Origin of the sequence: Demequina sp., assembly GCF_049841215.1 — a bacterium.
Classification (GTDB): domain Bacteria; phylum Actinomycetota; class Actinomycetes; order Actinomycetales; family Demequinaceae; genus Demequina.
In genome coordinates this window covers 186,934-201,527 of the sequence record NZ_JASGEO010000005.1, presented here as the reverse complement: position 1 = coordinate 201,527, position 14,594 = coordinate 186,934, and the positions used below count along the sequence as shown (strand labels likewise).

Sequence of the window (14,594 nt, the reverse complement as noted above, 5' to 3'; positions counted from 1 at the left end):
GTAGGGAAGGCACCGTGAAGTGGGGCCGGCCCGCTCCGCCGCAAGGCGGCTTGAACCCGGTGGCACCCCGCCACCCTTCATACAGAAAAAGGAGAACGAGCATGATCGCTCGCATTCACAAGGCAATGGAGAAGAAGGACAAGGGCTTCACCCTTATCGAGCTTCTCGTCGTCATCATCATCATCGGCATCCTTGCCGCCATCGCGATCCCCGTGTTCATGAACCAGCGCAAGAAGGCTGTGGACACCGGTGTCAAGTCTGACCTCCGCACCATCGCGAACGAGCTCGAGACGGCATACGTTGACGACCAGGCGTACCCGGCAACCGCCTCGGGAACCGCTGGCGTGTTCTCGTTCACGTCCACCACTGCTGGCGCCGTGACCGTTCAGCTCTCGGACGACCTGACTGCCGTCAACTATGCCCTGCAGGCCGGCGGCGAGTCCTACATCCTGACGGGTACCAACACCAAGGGCGACATTGCCGCAGGTGCTGGCATCGTCTACAACAGCGCTGACGGTGGCCTCGCCAACTAAGGCAATCCACCTGGAGTCCCGCGTGGTGGGGGCGGCGTCAGCCGCCCCCACCACCGAGGCAATTCACACCAACAAAGGGAGAGGGGTGACACCATGATCAACGCGATTCGTAGGCGCCTACGCGCCATCACGGCTAGCGATGATGAGGGTTTCACCCTGGTTGAGGTGATCTGGGCGCTGTTCCTGCTCGGACTCATCGCGATGGCGGCGCTTGGGCTTTTCATCAACGGCATGAAGAGCATCGCTCACGTGCAGAAGCAGCAGGCAGCCGTGGCGCTTGCGAACTCTGCGATGGACAAGGCCCGCTCCGTCTCGAGCGGCGCGGTGACCGCAGTGGGAACCATCGGCACCATCAAGGGCCGCTCCGAGTCGGCGGTGAAGGCCGTGTGGACGGATGCGACCTCGCTCGACGCAACCGACACGGCGGACATGAACGTCAAGTGGGATCCCGAGACGGGCCTCGCCGTTGCCGATCAGTGGGTGCCAGTCCGCACCACCGCGGTGGTAGACAACCAGACGTACACGATCGACACGCTCGTTGGCACCTGCTACCGCCTCAAAGCCGCGTCAGGGACTAGCCAGAACTGTGTGAAAGATAACCCTGCTCCCATATCGCCGACCGCGGACGCACATACGGGCACTTACATCGAGATGTACCGCGTTCGTGTGGTGGTGCGCTGGGATGAGAGCTCGGACGGCTCCGCCGCGCAAAGCTACCGTCTCAGCACGCTTATTGATCCCACGGCAGATGCCACGTGGAACACCGTGCTGATGCCGTACGCGTACGACGACGAGTTCAGCGTGGCGGCGGGATCCGGTACCACGTATCACGCGATCGTCGCGAACGACTCCGTTGATTACAACGAATCGGGCACCACCAGCCCCGTCAAGAACCTCTCTGCGGTGAGCCCCAGCTCCGCCGGCTCTGTGGCTATCAATACGGCCAAGGGCGTCAACGGCGTCGACTACACCGCTCCAACAACGGTCTCCGGCAAGGCCACCTTCACCTACAAGGTGCAGGGAACGAGTGGTGAAATCTCGGTGGATCCGGGCACCGTGACCGTCCACGTGCTTCCCACGCCGGTGGTGGACAACTTCTATGTCGCCTCGGGCAGCACCACGGTCATCAACAACCTGCTCACGGGCAACGACTTTGGCGTCACGAACATTGACCCCACGAATCGCAAGACCACAATCGTTCCCGCGTGGGTCCAGACCGTAGACCAGTTCGCTACTGAAGATGTCACCCAAGCGATGCTCGATGCGCGTGCCGCCGACAAGGCTAGCCTCGCTGCTGCTGGTATCACGGTGTCGGGCACCGGCGATGTCACTTTCACGGCGCCGTCAACTGAGACGACCACAGAGTTCTGGTACTACCTCGTAGACGACCCCAAGGGCTCCGGAATCCGCTACCCAAACCCCACTCCGGTGAAGGTGAAGATCACCACCGAGAACTCGCCAACGTCCAAGGCGATCACCAAGACGTACCCGGCCGCGCCCACCACCGCGCAGACCATTGACTGGCGCACCGAGACCGGCAACCCCACGGGTACCAAGATCAGGGTCACGAACATCACTGGGCCAGGCACCCCTGGGAACTCCGTGAAGATCGATGGCAACGCGGCGCTCAATGCCACCGGGACCGCGCTGACGTTCATCCCCAGCGCGAATATCGGCAACTACGTCATCACGTACCAGACAGTTTCTCCAAGCGGCACGATTACGTCGGCGGCGAGCACCATCACGGTCTCGGTTGTCCCGGTGCCGCCGGCGGCAGCGGTGACGTCTCTGGTCTCGAGCAGTGGCACGTACAGTCGCACGTATGACGTGAGCCTCAACCCCACTGGCACGACGAACGACTTCAACCCCAACTCGGGGTTGACGATCAAGGAGATCACCAGAGTCAGTGGCAACTGCAGCGCCACGATCACGCAGCCCACCACCACCAACCCTCTGCGGTTCACGATCACGTACACGGCAACGTCAGCGGGCACAAACTGTGTGCTGACCTACAAGACAACCTGGACGGCGACGACTCCCGCAGCGACGTACGTTCCGCAGGTGCTCTCCGCGACCGCCACGATGACGGTGACTCGATGATTGCGGCAGTTAGGGCACGTGTCACGCGTCGGCGCGACGATGCAAAGGGCGACGAGGGCATGACCTTGGTGGAACTCATCGTTGCCATGGGTATCTTCTCGGTGGTGCTCGTAGTGTTCATGGCGGCCGTGTCCACCATGGCGCAGACCACAGTCAAGAGCCAGGCATCGTCCGACGCCTCGTCGCAGCTGCGAACGGTCTTCCAGCGCTTCGACAAGGAATTGCGGTACGCGAGCGATATCAACACTCCTGGCACGGCGGGCGGGTCCATTTACGTGGAGTACTGGGTGCCGCAGAACGCGGGCACTGGAGAGAGCCAGTGCGTGCAGTGGCGCTACGTGAAGTCAACCAATGAGCTGCAGCGACGCACATGGGAGCAGGGCGATCCGGCGAGCGTGACGTCGTGGCGCACGATGGTGACAGGGCTCAGGAACAACCTCTCGCTGACCGCGCAGCAGCCTTTCACCGTGCACCGCGCAGGCACGATCGGTAGCAAGGTGTATCTGCACCAGAGCCTCGACATCTTCCTCGATGCAGGGATGGGCACCAGCGGCGACACCCGCGGTAGCCAGCTTGCCGTGTCCTTCGTGGCACAGAACTCCTCCACGGCTTCCCTCACAAATCCCGGCGTCACCAAGGTGTGCCTGACTGGATCGGTGCAACGACCATGACAAAGATCCGTGAATTGCTCGCGAGGCGCGATGACAGCGGCGTGGCGCTGCTCTCCGTCATCCTGCTGATGACGGTGCTCGCGATGTTCGCGATGATTGTGCTCAGCCTGGTGATTTCGCAAGTGACTCCCACGCTCTACACCAACAAGAGCAGCCGCACCATCGTGGCCGCCCAGGCAGGTATCGACTCGGCGGTTGCGCAATTCCGCAACGCCACCACCAAGGACGTCAGCGGCGCGTGGATGGGAGACATCCACAAGTTGCCGTGCACCGTCACGGGCACCGTGGACGGCACGGGCGGCGAGGCGCACTACTCCGCGACCGTCTCGTATTTTGTTGAGGACCCAGACGGCAAGAACGACGCATGGAAGGCCTCGAACAAGCTCCCGTGCTTCACAGGAACGGGCGTCAATGGCGGTCTCAAGAAGGTGCCGCACTTCGCGATCATCACCTCGGAGGGATTCGACGACACTGCAACGGTGATCGTCGACCGTGCGGACCGCGTGATTCAGGCCGCGTACACGTTCCAGCTCACCACGCGAAAGATGAGTGGTGGCATGGTGCTCGATACCGATAGCGCCTTCTGCTTGGTCGCGGACAGTGCGGCCGTGAACTCGCAGATCAAGTATCAAGCGGCGAGTTCTGCCGCGTGCGCGGATCAGACGGATCTCAACTCGTGGAGCTGGCGCGACGACTACATGATTCACCTCACGTCAACGGACAGAGACGGCAAGATCCCGCTGTGCTGGTCCGGGCGCAACACGGCTAACGCCACTCCTGTTGCCATGACCTTGCAGAAGTGCGACACGGGCTCCGCGGACCCGCTCGGCCAACGCTTCTCGTGGACCGGTTCTTACACGTGGCGCGGCCAGAACGCCGCCAACACCGCGTATGCAAACTCGTACATCGTCAACTCGGACAACCACGTCGACGCAGGCGACCGCTTGTCCGTCGCCAACACCGTGACGTACGCGTCGTTGCAGCCTCTCTCCGCGGTAGGTAAGGGAAATGCCTCGTACGCGACAAACCAGGTGGTGAACCAGAACCAGTTTGGGCGTTGCCTCGACGTAACGAACCAGAGCATTGGGTACTCGTACATGATTACGTACCCCTGCAAGCAGGACCCAACAGGGAGCGGCGGCTTTGACTGGAACCACAAGTGGTACTACGCCGAGCCTGGAGAGAACATCGAGTCGGTGCAGACTACGGTGACGGTGAAGGAGAACAACACCACCACGTACTGCCTCACGTCGACGGAGTCGACCGGGCTGTCAGGAAGCCCTGGTAACGGCACCAACAACAGTTACCGCTTCCCCAAGTTCAACTCCAACTGTTCAAGCGATGCAGCGAAGTGGACGCGCTACGGGTACAACTCGGATCCCGCGCTCGCATACACGATCCGCGATAAGTGGAACAGGTGTCTCTCCGCAAGCGACCTGAAGATCTCGGCGGACACCTCCGGCGCCAAGAACTGGACCGCCGTCATTGTCGCCACGTGCAACGCGAGCGATGAGAAGCAGAAGTGGAACGTCCCGGACACTCCCGTTGGCGCCTCCGTTGGTGACTTCGAGGAAGTGACCGGACGGTCCGACTGATGACGCTGGCTGCAACCGGAGAGTTTGGCGCAGTGACATGGGCGATACCGGTATTCGTGGGGCTCGTGGGGCTCATCGTCGGCTCGTTCCTGAACGTGGTGGCCTGGCGCGTGCCCAATGGTCAATCCATCGTGAGCCCGCCAAGCGCGTGCCCGCAGTGTGGTCACGAGATCCGCAAGCGAGACAACATCCCGGTGCTGTCGTGGCTGATCCTGCGTGGCAAGTGTCGGGACTGCGGGGCACACATCTCGGCGAAGTATCCGGTGGTGGAGCTCATCACCGGGGTGCTCTTTGTGCTGGTGTGGTGGAAGTTTGGGCTGGGCATCGAGTTCGTCGCGTATGCCTACCTCGCGGCGATCGCCGTGGCTCTCACGGTCATCGACCTGGAACACCACCGACTTCCGGACTCGCTGGTGCTGCCGTCGTACGCAGTACTAGCAGTGCTGTTCGTGGCGGAGAGCTTCGTCACGGGGGACTGGTGGCCCCTCGCGCAGGCGGCGATCGGCGGCGTGGCGCTCTTTGCCTTCTACTTTGTGGCGGCGCTGGTCTATCCAGGCGGGATGGGCTTTGGCGATGTGAAGTTGGCCGGCGTCTTGGGAATGGCGCTCGGATGGCTGGGGTGGGGCCCGCTGGTGGTGGGAGCGTTCTCCGCATTCATCATCGGGGGAATCGTTGGGGTAGCGCTGATCGCGATCAAGAAGGCGGGGCGACGCAGCGGAGTTCCGTTCGGCCCGTTCATGTTCGCTGGAGCCGCGGTGGGAATCGCGTGTGGAACTCAACTGTGGGACGCCTACACCGGGATATGGGCGTCATGACGAACTCAAGATTTGCCGCCGACATGTCGATGTCTGGCGTAGCACAAATGCGTGGAACATCCGTTCCGCGGGAGGAGGATGGGCGTGGCTAAGAAGCTTGCGATTGGCCTCGATATAGGAGGCACGGCGCTGCGCGCTGCCGAGGTGTCAAGCGACGCCAAAGGCACGAAGGTAGAGCTGCAGCGTTACGCGGAGATTCCCCTTCCCCTCAACGCGGTGCGCGATGGCGAAGTCATGGACGCCGCCACGGTGGTGCAGGGCCTCAAGGCGCTGTGGGCCAAGGGTGGCTTCACGTCGAAGGACGTGATCATGGGCGTTGGCAACCAGCGCGTGGCCGTGCGCCCGTTGACGATGCCGCAGCTGCCCATGGAGCAACTGCAGGCGGCTCTGCCGTTCCAGGTGCAGGATCTGCTCCCGATGCCCGTTGAAGAGGCGCTGCTTGGGTATTACCCCACCACCTCGATCTCCGGCGCGGACGGATCACCCGCCTTCGACGGCATGCTGGTAGCAGCAGCCCGCGAGACGGTGCTCACCAACCTCCAGGTGGTCGAGGCGGCAGGCCTCAACCCCGTGGTGATTGACCTCGCTGGCTTTGCCCTCCTGAGGATCATGGCGCGCGGCGCACTCAGCGGCGGAACGGTGGCCTTTGTGGACATCGGCTCACGCGGCACCTCGGTGGTTGTAGCGACCGACGGCATGCCCAAGTTTGTGCGCAACATTCCCAATGGCGCCCAAGACCTCACGGACTCTTTTGCCCGCGCTACGGGCATCTCGCTGGAGGAGGCCTTCCAGGTTCTCCGCACTCGCGGACTCGCGGCCACCGACGCCGCCGAGTACCAGGGCGCCGCAGGGCCGTTCGGCGGCACGGTGCGCACCCTCGTTGACGGCATCCGCAACTCCATCGCGTTCTACGCGTCCACAACCCCAGGGGCCCCCGTTACCACGGTGGTGCTTTCCGGCGGCGGCGCGTTCGTTCCCGGGCTTGGCCAGGCGATCGCCTCGACAACGCGCATGCGCACGGTGCTCGGCAACCCGCTCGAGGGAGTGCAGGTTAGCAAGCAGGTTCGCGAGGCGGATGCGCTACGCGGACGCGAAGCCACGCTCGCGATGACCATCGGCCTTGGAATGGGGGTGGCGGCATGACTACCGAAGACCAGGTGACGGAGAAGGTTCCGCTCCTCAAGAGGCAGCTTGGCGGGGGCTCAAAGAAGCCCAAGGTGGAAAGCGCTCCCAAGACGGGGAAGTACAACATCCCGCCGCGGCCGCAGGTCAACCTCATGCCGCCGGAGGTGCTCCAGGGCCGCGACACCGCGGTACTCAAAAAGCGCATGATCTGGGTGATCGCCGCGCTGATTCTGGTGTGCATCGCGGTGTATGCACTAGCCTTCCTCTCCCGCGCTAGCGCAGAGGGGCGCCACGACGACGCCCTCGCTGCGGCAGACCAGCTCACGGCGGAGAAAAAGAAGTACTCGCCGGTGACGCAGGTTCTCAACAGCATCAACAAGACCAAGGACTCGCGCACCTTCGCGCTGAGCACCGAGGTCAACTGGAACGCCTACATCTACTCGATCCAGGCGGTTCTGCCAACGGGTGTGACGGTCGAAACCGTCAACGTGGCGGGCATCAGCCCCGGTGCGGAGCTCGCTCCCGGACAGGACGAGTTGACGCGCGCGGGTATCGCGGTAATCAGCTTTACCGCGCTCTCCGAGACTCTCCCCGACGCCTCAGCGTGGATCGACGCCCTCAACTCGGTTCCTGGCCTTGCAGACGCAAACCTGCAGAGCTCGGTGCTCCAAGACGAGGATGGCACGGAGCTTTACCTGGTGACCTCAACCGTGCAGGTGACGGAAGAGGCGCTCGCCAACCGCACCTTCCCGGATCAGGAACCGGTGGCCGAAGACGAGTCAGAAGACGGGGACGAGGGCTAAGAACATGAAGAACAATCAAGCCTCGCGCAACATCGTGATGCTCACCGCCTTGGCGGCGGTCATCATCATCGCGGCCTCGTGGTTCCTGCTGATCTCTCCCGTGCTTGCCAGCGCCTCAGAGGCGAGTGAGCAGGCCGTGCAGCAAGAGGACGCCAACGAGAACACTCAGGTTCAGGTGAACAAGCTCAAGAAGCAGTACGCGGAAATGCCGCAGTACGAGGCCCAGCTAACCGAGCTCCAGGTGCAGATCCCGCCCACGCAGATGTACGCGGAACTGCAGCGCATGTTCGCGGACGTCGCTGCGAAGCGCAACGTCGTCATCACGAGCCTGGAGTTTGGCACCGCGACCATGCTTGAGCAGCAGAAGGTAGCGGAGGACGACGCGGCCACCGAAGAGGACCCCACCGCCGAGGAAGAGCCCGCAACGGAGGAGGACCCCGCCGCTGAGCAGCCCGCTGCCGGAGACGACGGTAATTCCGCCAACGCCAACAAGTCCGAGCTCTACTCGATCCCCGTGACGCTCACGATCGAGGGCAAGTACGACGACGTCCTCTCCGCGCTCAACGACCTGCAGACCGGCGCCAACCGCATCGTGCTGGTCACGGGCGTGGAGCTTGCACCGTCCACCGAGCCCGACGCAGAAGAGGGCACCACCACGGCCACCTTCACGAGCGAGACCTTCGTGCTCACGGGCACGGGCCTCACCGAGGAGACGCCGGTAGAAGGCGAAACCGACGGCTCCAGCCCGTCTCCCTCGCCAGAGCCCAGCAACTAGCCAACAGCGCCCAGCCCGCCGCCCGGCCATCCGGTGCGGCGGGCTGTGGCGCATCTGAAAGAATGTCAACCATGCTCCGATGGCTCACCGCCGGCGAATCGCACGGCCCTGCGCTCGTTGGGACGCTAGAAGGCCTCCCGGCCGGCGTTCCCATTACGTCCGACGCTGTACGCGAGGCCCTCGCGCGCCGTCGCCTTGGCTACGGCAGGGGAGCCCGCATGTCCTTTGAGCAGGACGAGGTGACCTTCCTCGGGGGCGTGCGCCACGGCCTCACCCAGGGCGGCCCTGTTGCCGTCATGGTGGGCAACACCGAGTGGCCCAAGTGGGGAACCGTGATGTCCGCGGACCCCGTTGACCCTGCGGAGCTCACGGGCGCCAGGGGAGCGGCGCTCACGCGTCCGCGCCCCGGACACGCGGACCTCGTCGGCATGACCAAGTACGGCTTTGACGACGCTCGTCCCGTACTGGAGCGAGCGTCGGCCCGCGAAACCGCCGCACGAGTCGCCCTGGGCGCCGTCGCGGAGGCCTTCCTCAGCGAAGCCGCCGGCATCCGCCTGGTCTCGCACACCGTGCAAGTGGGACCCGTCACCGTTCCCGACGACGCGCCACTGCCCCCGGCAGACGCCACCCAGCAGCTCGACGACGACCCCATCCGCTGCTTCCACGCGGAGACATCCGCGGCGATGGTCGCGGAAATCGACCAGTGCCAGAAGGACGGCGACACGCTCGGCGGAGTGGTCGAGGTAGTCGCGTACGGCGTGCCCGTTGGCCTCGGCAGCCACGTGCACTGGGACCGCAGGCTGGATTCGCGCCTCGCTGGCGCCCTCATGGGTATTCAGGCCATCAAGGGCGTGGAGGTGGGTGACGGTCTGCGCACCGCCGCCCGGCGCGGCTCCGCGGCCCACGACGAGATCGAATACCAGGACGGACACGTCACGCGCCGCACCAACCGAGCCGGCGGCATCGAGGGCGGAATGACCAATGGTGAGCCCATTCGCGTGCGCGCCGCGATGAAGCCCATCTCCACCGTGCCGCGCGCCCTCGACACGATCGACACCGCAACCGGCGAGGCTGCCAAGGCCATCCACCAACGCTCTGACGTGTGCGCCGTGGCCCCCGCTGCCGTGGTGGCGCAGGCGATGGTCGCGCTCACCCTGGCGGACGCGCTGCTCGAGAAGTTCGGCGGCGACTCGCTCGCCGAGGTGCAGCGCAACATCGCCGCCTACAAGGCCGCGATTCCGAGCACGCTGTCCTGATGTCTCGCCCCCGCGTTGTGCTCATCGGGCCGCCCGGATCCGGGAAGTCATCGGTGGCACGGGCCTTGGCGCGCGCGTTGCAGGTTGCACGGCGGGACACCGACCAAGACGTGGAGCGCACGGCAGGCAAGCCCATCGCAGAGATATTCCTCGACGACGGCGAGCCCGCCTTCCGCGCCCTCGAGCGCCAGGCCGTAGCCACCGCGATGGCGGAACACGCCGGCGTGCTCGCCTTGGGCGGCGGTGCGATTCTCGACGAAAGCACCCAGCAGTTGCTCATCGACTACGTCGCTGACGGGGGCCGCGTGGTGTTCCTCGACGTGTCCCTCACCGCCGTTGCACCCCGCGTGGGCCTCAACAATGCGCGCCCCCTTTTGGTGGGCAACCCGCGCCGCCAGTGGGCTGACCTCATGGAGGCACGTCGCCCCATCTACGAGGCGCTGTCCACCGATACCGTGAATACGGATCACATCAGGGCAGACCGCGTTGCCCGCGAGCTCATCGACAAGGGAATCTGATGCCGCACACCGTTCACGTCGCCACCGCGGCCCCCTACGACGTCACCATCGGCCGCGGCCTCACCCAAGCGATCGCCGATGGCCTTCCCCCCAAGGCCAAGCGCGTGCTCCTCATCCACTCGGAGGTTCTCTCCGAGCGCGCCACCGCGCTCAAAAAGGCCATGGAGGCAACGGGCCGCACGGTGGTCACCGCCGTAGTGCCCGACGCTGAGGCCGGCAAGACCGGTTCGGTCGCCTCGTTCTGTTGGACCGTGCTGGGAAAGATGGACTTCACACGGTCCGACGTTGTGGTTGGCCTTGGCGGCGGCGCCGTCACAGATTTGGCTGGCTTTGTTGCCGCCACGTGGTTGCGCGGAATTGCGGTGGTCCAGGTGCCGACGAGCCTCAACGGCATGGTCGACGCCGCCGTGGGTGGCAAGACAGGAATCAACACCGAGGAGGGCAAGAACCTCGTTGGTGCCTTCCACGAGCCCACCGCTGTGTGGTGCGACCTCGACGCGCTGCTCACGCTGCCGCAGAATCACGTGGTGGCGGGCCTCGCTGAGGTGGTTAAGGGCGGCTTCATACGCGACACCGAGATCCTCGACATCGCCGAGGCGAACCTCGAGAGCCTCGCGGGCGGCGCCACAGAGGACAACCTGGACGTTCTTGAGGAGCTCATCCGCCGCAAGGTGCAGGTGAAGGCCGACGTTGTCGCCGCAGACCTCAAGGAGTCGTTCGAGCGCGAAATCCTCAACTACGGCCACACCTTTGGGCACGCGATCGAGTACACCGAGCGCTACCAGTGGCGTCACGGCGCTGCGGTCTCGGTGGGGATGGTGTTCGCCGCGGAGCTCGCCCACTTGGCGGGAAAGCTGTCCGAGCAGGACCTTGATCGCCACCGTCGCATTCTCGACGGGCTTGGGCTGCCCACCACGTACCCGGCCGGTAGGTGGGATGCGCTGCTTACGGCGATGCGCCGCGATAAGAAGACGCGCGGCGACCTGTTGCGGTTTGTGATCCTGCAGGGGATCGGCAACCCGGTTCGCCTGGAGGGCCCAGACCCCGCGCTGCTGACCGCCGCCTACGACGAGATCAGCTACCCGTAACGTTCGCCCACAACGCGGCGTCGCCCAAGGTGGCGAACTGCACCTTCTTCCACCCGGCGTCCTCCGCTTCAGGCCACTCGGCGGGGCCAACGACAAGGTCGTCGCCGTAGTCACCGTCCGCAGGGACGATCGCAGCGATACCCGCGAGCTCAAGCTGCAACTTATTGCGCTCGTAGCAGGGGAGCAGATCCGCCGCGAGCGTGGCGGTGTGATCGGGGGTCTTGTACAACGTCGAGGCGATGAGGCTCTGCGCACGCGCTTCGCCCTCCGCGGGATCAACACGGAACAGGTCGGCGCTCACGGAGAGCGCGGCCACGACCACGAGGGTCACCACCACGCCGTTTCGCGTGCGTCCGCGAGAGATCCACAACAACGCCGTCGCGAGAATGGCGAATCCGGACGCGACCACGATGGTCCACCGTAGGTCTGTGGCCACAAGGTCACGGAACATCGCGAGCCCCGGGACGGCGGAGTTGCGCCATGCGAGGTCCGGCGCCAAGCGCGGCATGCTCACCGCGATGAACGCAACGATCGCAACGAGAACCGCGACGGCCGCCACATTGGTGAGCCGTGCTCGCACACCAAGCCACAGGGTGGTGGCGCCAAGTACCGCGAGCGGAATCATGTAGGTGTCCAAAGTGGAGCCGGTGAAAGGCACGTCTGAGGTGTCCGCCCACGGCTTCAGCGCGGTCAGCTGCCACACCACAAACGCGCCCTGTGCCAGCACCATTGCTGCCAGCCAGCCCCACGCGGACGCGAGGCCGCGCGCCCAACCGGCGCGAGCGTCGGCCCGTGCCTTGTTTACGCACGCGAGAAGCCCCAGCACGGTGAGCAGCGACCAAGACACTGCTTGGGTGAAGGCCTGCCCAAGCAAGACGTCGAGGAAGCGAGAGGCGCCGAGAGCTGCGACGGCCGACGACGTGCCCTCCCCAAAGATCTCGGCTCCGAGTGCCATCTGCGCATACAGCCCGCCCGCCGCGAGCGCGGCCGCAACAATGGAGCCTGCCGCAACGTCGAGCCACCGCGACTTCCCAACTGCTCCGCGCACCACGAGCCACGCAACTGTCACCACCGCGAGCGGCAGCGCGCGCGGGTCAACGACCACGGCCGCACCCACGCTGAGGCCAAGCAGCGCCGCGTCGATGCGCCGGTCATCCTGCGCGATGCGTACCGCGAGCAGCGCGGAGCACAGCACCAGCACCGTGAGCAGGTTGGCGGACAGGACGTAGTTGTCCATGAGCGCGCGCGCGGGAACAAGCGTGACGATCGCGCCAATCGCGAGCGCCACGAAGCCGCGAGCCCCAAAACGCTTGGCAAGTGCGGTGGCGGGCCACATCGCGAGCGCCCCAATGGCGGCGCCAAGATACGCAGCGAACTGATAGACCTCGAGCGGGCCCATCGGCAGCAGCCACAGCGGTGCGAGCACCCCCGCGTAACCGGCGGGGGAGAAGGTGCCGCACATCGACCAGGCCACGTCTTGGCCCGCGAGCACATTGGCGCCCGCGATGAACGCGCCCTCCTCTCGCACGTACAGCGCGCCAACGGAGCGGGCCGCGATGACGAGGTGCGCAAGGGTGACGGCGGCCGCGAACGCCCAGGGCCAATACTTTGCGAGCGACATGCGCAACTGGTCGGAACTGCTGCTCTCGCTCGTGATCTTCACGCTCGCAGGTTACCGGGTGGCTCCACGCCGCTTGCGGAGCCGCTCGCTAGAGTTGCCGCATGAGCACAGTCCTGGTCCTCAACGGTCCCAACCTAGGCCGCCTCGGCTCTCGCGAGCCGGAGAAGTACGGCTCCACGACGCACGACGAGCTGGTGGCGCTGATTGCCGAGTGGGGCGCGGGCCTTGGACTCGAGACGGTGGTGCGGCAGAGCGACTCTGAGACGGACCTGGTGCACTGGATTCACGAGGCCGCCGACTCCGGCTTCCACGTCATCCTCAACCCAGCGGCGTTCACGCACTACTCGTACGCGTTGCGAGATGCGTGCGCCCTTCTGCCCGACGCTGGGGTCACCTTGGTAGAGGTGCACCTCACCAATCCTGCGGCGAGGGAAGAATTCCGCCACGTCTCGGTGATCTCAGCCGTAGCGTCGGGCACCATTGCGGGCTTTGGCGTGGACGGGTACCGGCTTGCCCTAGAGGCCATTGCCGCACGCGTCGGCTAGAATTGCCCCTCGTGGCTACCTCAAACGACATCAAGAACGGCTCCGTACTGAACCTCGACGGCAACCTGTGGTCCGTTATCGAGTTCCAGCACGTGAAGCCCGGCAAGGGCGGCGCGTTCGTCCGCACCAAGCTCAAGAACGTGCTCACCGGCAAGGTCGTGGACAAGACGTTCAACGCGGGCACCAAGGTGGACTTCGAGACGGTGGACCGCCGTTCGATGCAGTACCTGTACAACGACGGCTCGTCGTACGTGTTCATGGACCCCGACACGTTCGATCAGATCAACGTCTCGCCCGCCGTGATGGGCGACGCCACCGACTGGCTGCTCGAGAACGACACCGCGGTGATCGGCTCCAACAACGGCAACCCCATCTTCCTTGAGGTTCCCGCATCCGTGGTGCTCGAGGTGACGTACACCGAGCCCGGCCTGCAGGGCGATCGCTCCTCTGGCGGCACCAAGCCCGCGACGCTTGAGACCGGCAAGGAGATTCAGGTTCCCCTGTTCCTTGAGACTGGCGTGAAGGTCAAGGTCAACACGGAGACCGGCGACTACCTGGGCCGCGTCAACGACTAGTGGCAGCACGTACCAAGGCCCGCAAGCGCGCGCTTGACGTGCTCTTTGAGGCCGATCAGCGCGGCGAGAACGTGCTTGAGGTGCTGAACTCACGCCTTTCCGAGTCCGGAAGGGAGACGCCCCTACCGGAGTACTCCGCGCAGATTGTGCGCGGAGTCGCCGAGCGTTGGCTCGAAATCAACACCCTGCTCTCGGACGCCGCGGCGCCCGATTGGACGCTGCAGCGCATGCCCGCAGTGGACCGTGCAATTCTCAGGATTGGTGCGTGGGAGATCCTGGCAAATGCCGAGGTCGCCACCTCCGTGGCCATCGATGAGGCGGTGGAGCTTGCTCGCGATCTCTCCACCGACGACTCGCCGTCGTTCGTGAATGGCGTGCTCGGGACTATTGCGCGTGACGCCCCCGCGCTTCCCTCTTCTACGGAGTAGCGCAGACCGCTCGTCAACGCCCCGTTTTGCGTGCATTTTGCACGGGTGAAATGGGTCACAAGCACCCTCATTTTCATGGGGTTTGGGCCGATTTCCGGGGTAACGTCATCTCGAATCGCCAGTAGAGGGTGCTGGCGTTGCTTTCT

The 14,594-nt window shown here is 64.7% G+C and carries 15 protein-coding genes; 14 read left to right on the top strand and 1 reads right to left on the bottom strand.

The window, feature by feature from the left end; all coding sequences use genetic code 11:
- Nucleotides 1–101 precede the first annotated feature (101 nt).
- The 11 genes from QM618_RS01820 to aroB all read left to right on the top strand — a co-directional run bounded on the left by QM618_RS01820 (nt 102) and on the right by aroB (nt 11,279).
- Nucleotides 102–533 carry a prepilin-type N-terminal cleavage/methylation domain-containing protein gene (locus tag QM618_RS01820; protein WP_428094098.1) on the top strand — a complete coding sequence of 144 codons (432 nt, stop codon included), beginning with the start codon at nt 102–104 and terminating at the stop codon, nt 531–533.
- A 93-nt stretch (nt 534–626) separates the two neighbouring features.
- The gene (locus QM618_RS01815; protein ID WP_428094095.1) at nt 627–2,633 is read left to right on the top strand and encodes a type IV pilus modification PilV family protein; all 2,007 of its coding nucleotides are present in this window, start codon (nt 627–629) and stop codon (nt 2,631–2,633) included.
- The gene (locus tag QM618_RS01810; RefSeq protein ID WP_428094092.1) at nt 2,630–3,304 is read left to right on the top strand and encodes a PulJ/GspJ family protein; all 675 of its coding nucleotides are present in this window, start codon (nt 2,630–2,632) and stop codon (nt 3,302–3,304) included. The genes QM618_RS01815 and QM618_RS01810 overlap by 4 nt, the downstream gene beginning before the upstream one ends.
- Nucleotides 3,301–4,899, top strand: a complete 1,599-nt coding sequence (locus tag QM618_RS01805; RefSeq protein WP_428094088.1) for a hypothetical protein — start codon at nt 3,301–3,303, stop codon at nt 4,897–4,899. The genes QM618_RS01810 and QM618_RS01805 overlap by 4 nt, the downstream gene beginning before the upstream one ends.
- Nucleotides 4,899–5,714 (top strand): prepilin peptidase, encoded by an 816-nt coding sequence (locus tag QM618_RS01800; protein ID WP_428094085.1) that lies wholly within the window; start codon nt 4,899–4,901, stop codon nt 5,712–5,714. Before QM618_RS01805 ends, QM618_RS01800 begins: the two co-directional genes overlap by 1 nt.
- An 84-nt stretch (nt 5,715–5,798) precedes the next feature.
- A complete protein-coding gene (pilM, locus tag QM618_RS01795; protein ID WP_428094082.1) occupies nt 5,799–6,857 on the top strand; it encodes a type IV pilus assembly protein PilM in 1,059 nt (352 codons plus the stop codon).
- Nucleotides 6,854–7,642 carry a hypothetical protein gene (locus tag QM618_RS01790; RefSeq protein ID WP_428094079.1) on the top strand — a complete coding sequence of 263 codons (789 nt, stop codon included), beginning with the start codon at nt 6,854–6,856 and terminating at the stop codon, nt 7,640–7,642. Before pilM ends, QM618_RS01790 begins: the two co-directional genes overlap by 4 nt.
- 4 nt (nt 7,643–7,646) lie before the next feature.
- Complete coding sequence (locus QM618_RS01785; RefSeq protein WP_428094076.1) at nt 7,647–8,417, top strand: hypothetical protein; 771 nt, start codon at nt 7,647–7,649, stop codon at nt 8,415–8,417.
- Nucleotides 8,418–8,488: 71 nt separating this feature from the next.
- Nucleotides 8,489–9,673 carry a chorismate synthase gene (gene aroC / locus QM618_RS01780; RefSeq protein ID WP_428094073.1) on the top strand — a complete coding sequence of 395 codons (1,185 nt, stop codon included), beginning with the start codon at nt 8,489–8,491 and terminating at the stop codon, nt 9,671–9,673.
- Nucleotides 9,673–10,191: a shikimate kinase gene (locus QM618_RS01775; RefSeq protein WP_428094070.1), complete on the top strand. Its 519-nt coding sequence runs from the start codon at nt 9,673–9,675 to the stop codon at nt 10,189–10,191. The genes aroC and QM618_RS01775 overlap by 1 nt, the downstream gene beginning before the upstream one ends.
- Nucleotides 10,191–11,279: a 3-dehydroquinate synthase gene (aroB, locus tag QM618_RS01770; RefSeq protein WP_428094067.1), complete on the top strand. Its 1,089-nt coding sequence runs from the start codon at nt 10,191–10,193 to the stop codon at nt 11,277–11,279. The genes QM618_RS01775 and aroB overlap by 1 nt, the downstream gene beginning before the upstream one ends.
- On the opposite strand, the gene QM618_RS01765 is transcribed toward aroB, so the two are convergent.
- Nucleotides 11,266–12,942 carry a hypothetical protein gene (locus tag QM618_RS01765; RefSeq protein WP_428094064.1) on the bottom strand — a complete coding sequence of 559 codons (1,677 nt, stop codon included), beginning with the start codon at nt 12,940–12,942 and terminating at the stop codon, nt 11,266–11,268. The genes aroB and QM618_RS01765 overlap by 14 nt on opposite strands.
- Before the next feature lie 59 nt (nt 12,943–13,001).
- Here QM618_RS01765 and aroQ point away from each other — a divergent pair, with 59 nt between their 5' ends.
- Genes aroQ through nusB form a run of 3 tightly spaced genes read left to right on the top strand, consistent with a single transcriptional unit; the run spans nt 13,002 to nt 14,448 of the window.
- The gene (gene aroQ / locus QM618_RS01760; protein WP_428094061.1) at nt 13,002–13,445 is read left to right on the top strand and encodes a type II 3-dehydroquinate dehydratase; all 444 of its coding nucleotides are present in this window, start codon (nt 13,002–13,004) and stop codon (nt 13,443–13,445) included.
- A gap of 11 nt (nt 13,446–13,456) precedes the next feature.
- The gene (gene efp, locus QM618_RS01755; protein ID WP_428094057.1) at nt 13,457–14,020 is read left to right on the top strand and encodes an elongation factor P; all 564 of its coding nucleotides are present in this window, start codon (nt 13,457–13,459) and stop codon (nt 14,018–14,020) included.
- Entirely contained in the window at nt 14,020–14,448 is a 429-nt protein-coding gene (gene nusB / locus QM618_RS01750) for a transcription antitermination factor NusB (protein ID WP_428094054.1), read from the top strand. The genes efp and nusB overlap by 1 nt, the downstream gene beginning before the upstream one ends.
- Nucleotides 14,449–14,594 lie beyond the last annotated feature (146 nt).

Bases quoted from the DNA above. Each gene is read 5' to 3' on its own strand.
- QM618_RS01800 (WP_428094085.1), top strand. From the start codon at position 4,899: ATGACGCTGGCTGCAACCGGAGAGTTTGGCGCAGTGACATGGGCGATA.
- QM618_RS01820 (WP_428094098.1), top strand. From the start codon at position 102: ATGATCGCTCGCATTCACAAGGCAATGGAGAAGAAGGACAAGGGCTTC.
- QM618_RS01775 (WP_428094070.1), top strand. From the start codon at position 9,673: ATGTCTCGCCCCCGCGTTGTGCTCATCGGGCCGCCCGGATCCGGGAAG.
- QM618_RS01790 (WP_428094079.1), top strand. From the start codon at position 6,854: ATGACTACCGAAGACCAGGTGACGGAGAAGGTTCCGCTCCTCAAGAGG.
- QM618_RS01810 (WP_428094092.1), top strand. From the start codon at position 2,630: ATGATTGCGGCAGTTAGGGCACGTGTCACGCGTCGGCGCGACGATGCA.
- aroQ (WP_428094061.1), top strand. From the start codon at position 13,002: ATGAGCACAGTCCTGGTCCTCAACGGTCCCAACCTAGGCCGCCTCGGC.
- QM618_RS01785 (WP_428094076.1), top strand. From the start codon at position 7,647: ATGAAGAACAATCAAGCCTCGCGCAACATCGTGATGCTCACCGCCTTG.
- aroC (WP_428094073.1), top strand. From the start codon at position 8,489: ATGCTCCGATGGCTCACCGCCGGCGAATCGCACGGCCCTGCGCTCGTT.
- QM618_RS01815 (WP_428094095.1), top strand. From the start codon at position 627: ATGATCAACGCGATTCGTAGGCGCCTACGCGCCATCACGGCTAGCGAT.
- QM618_RS01805 (WP_428094088.1), top strand. From the start codon at position 3,301: ATGACAAAGATCCGTGAATTGCTCGCGAGGCGCGATGACAGCGGCGTG.
- aroB (WP_428094067.1), top strand. From the start codon at position 10,191: ATGCCGCACACCGTTCACGTCGCCACCGCGGCCCCCTACGACGTCACC.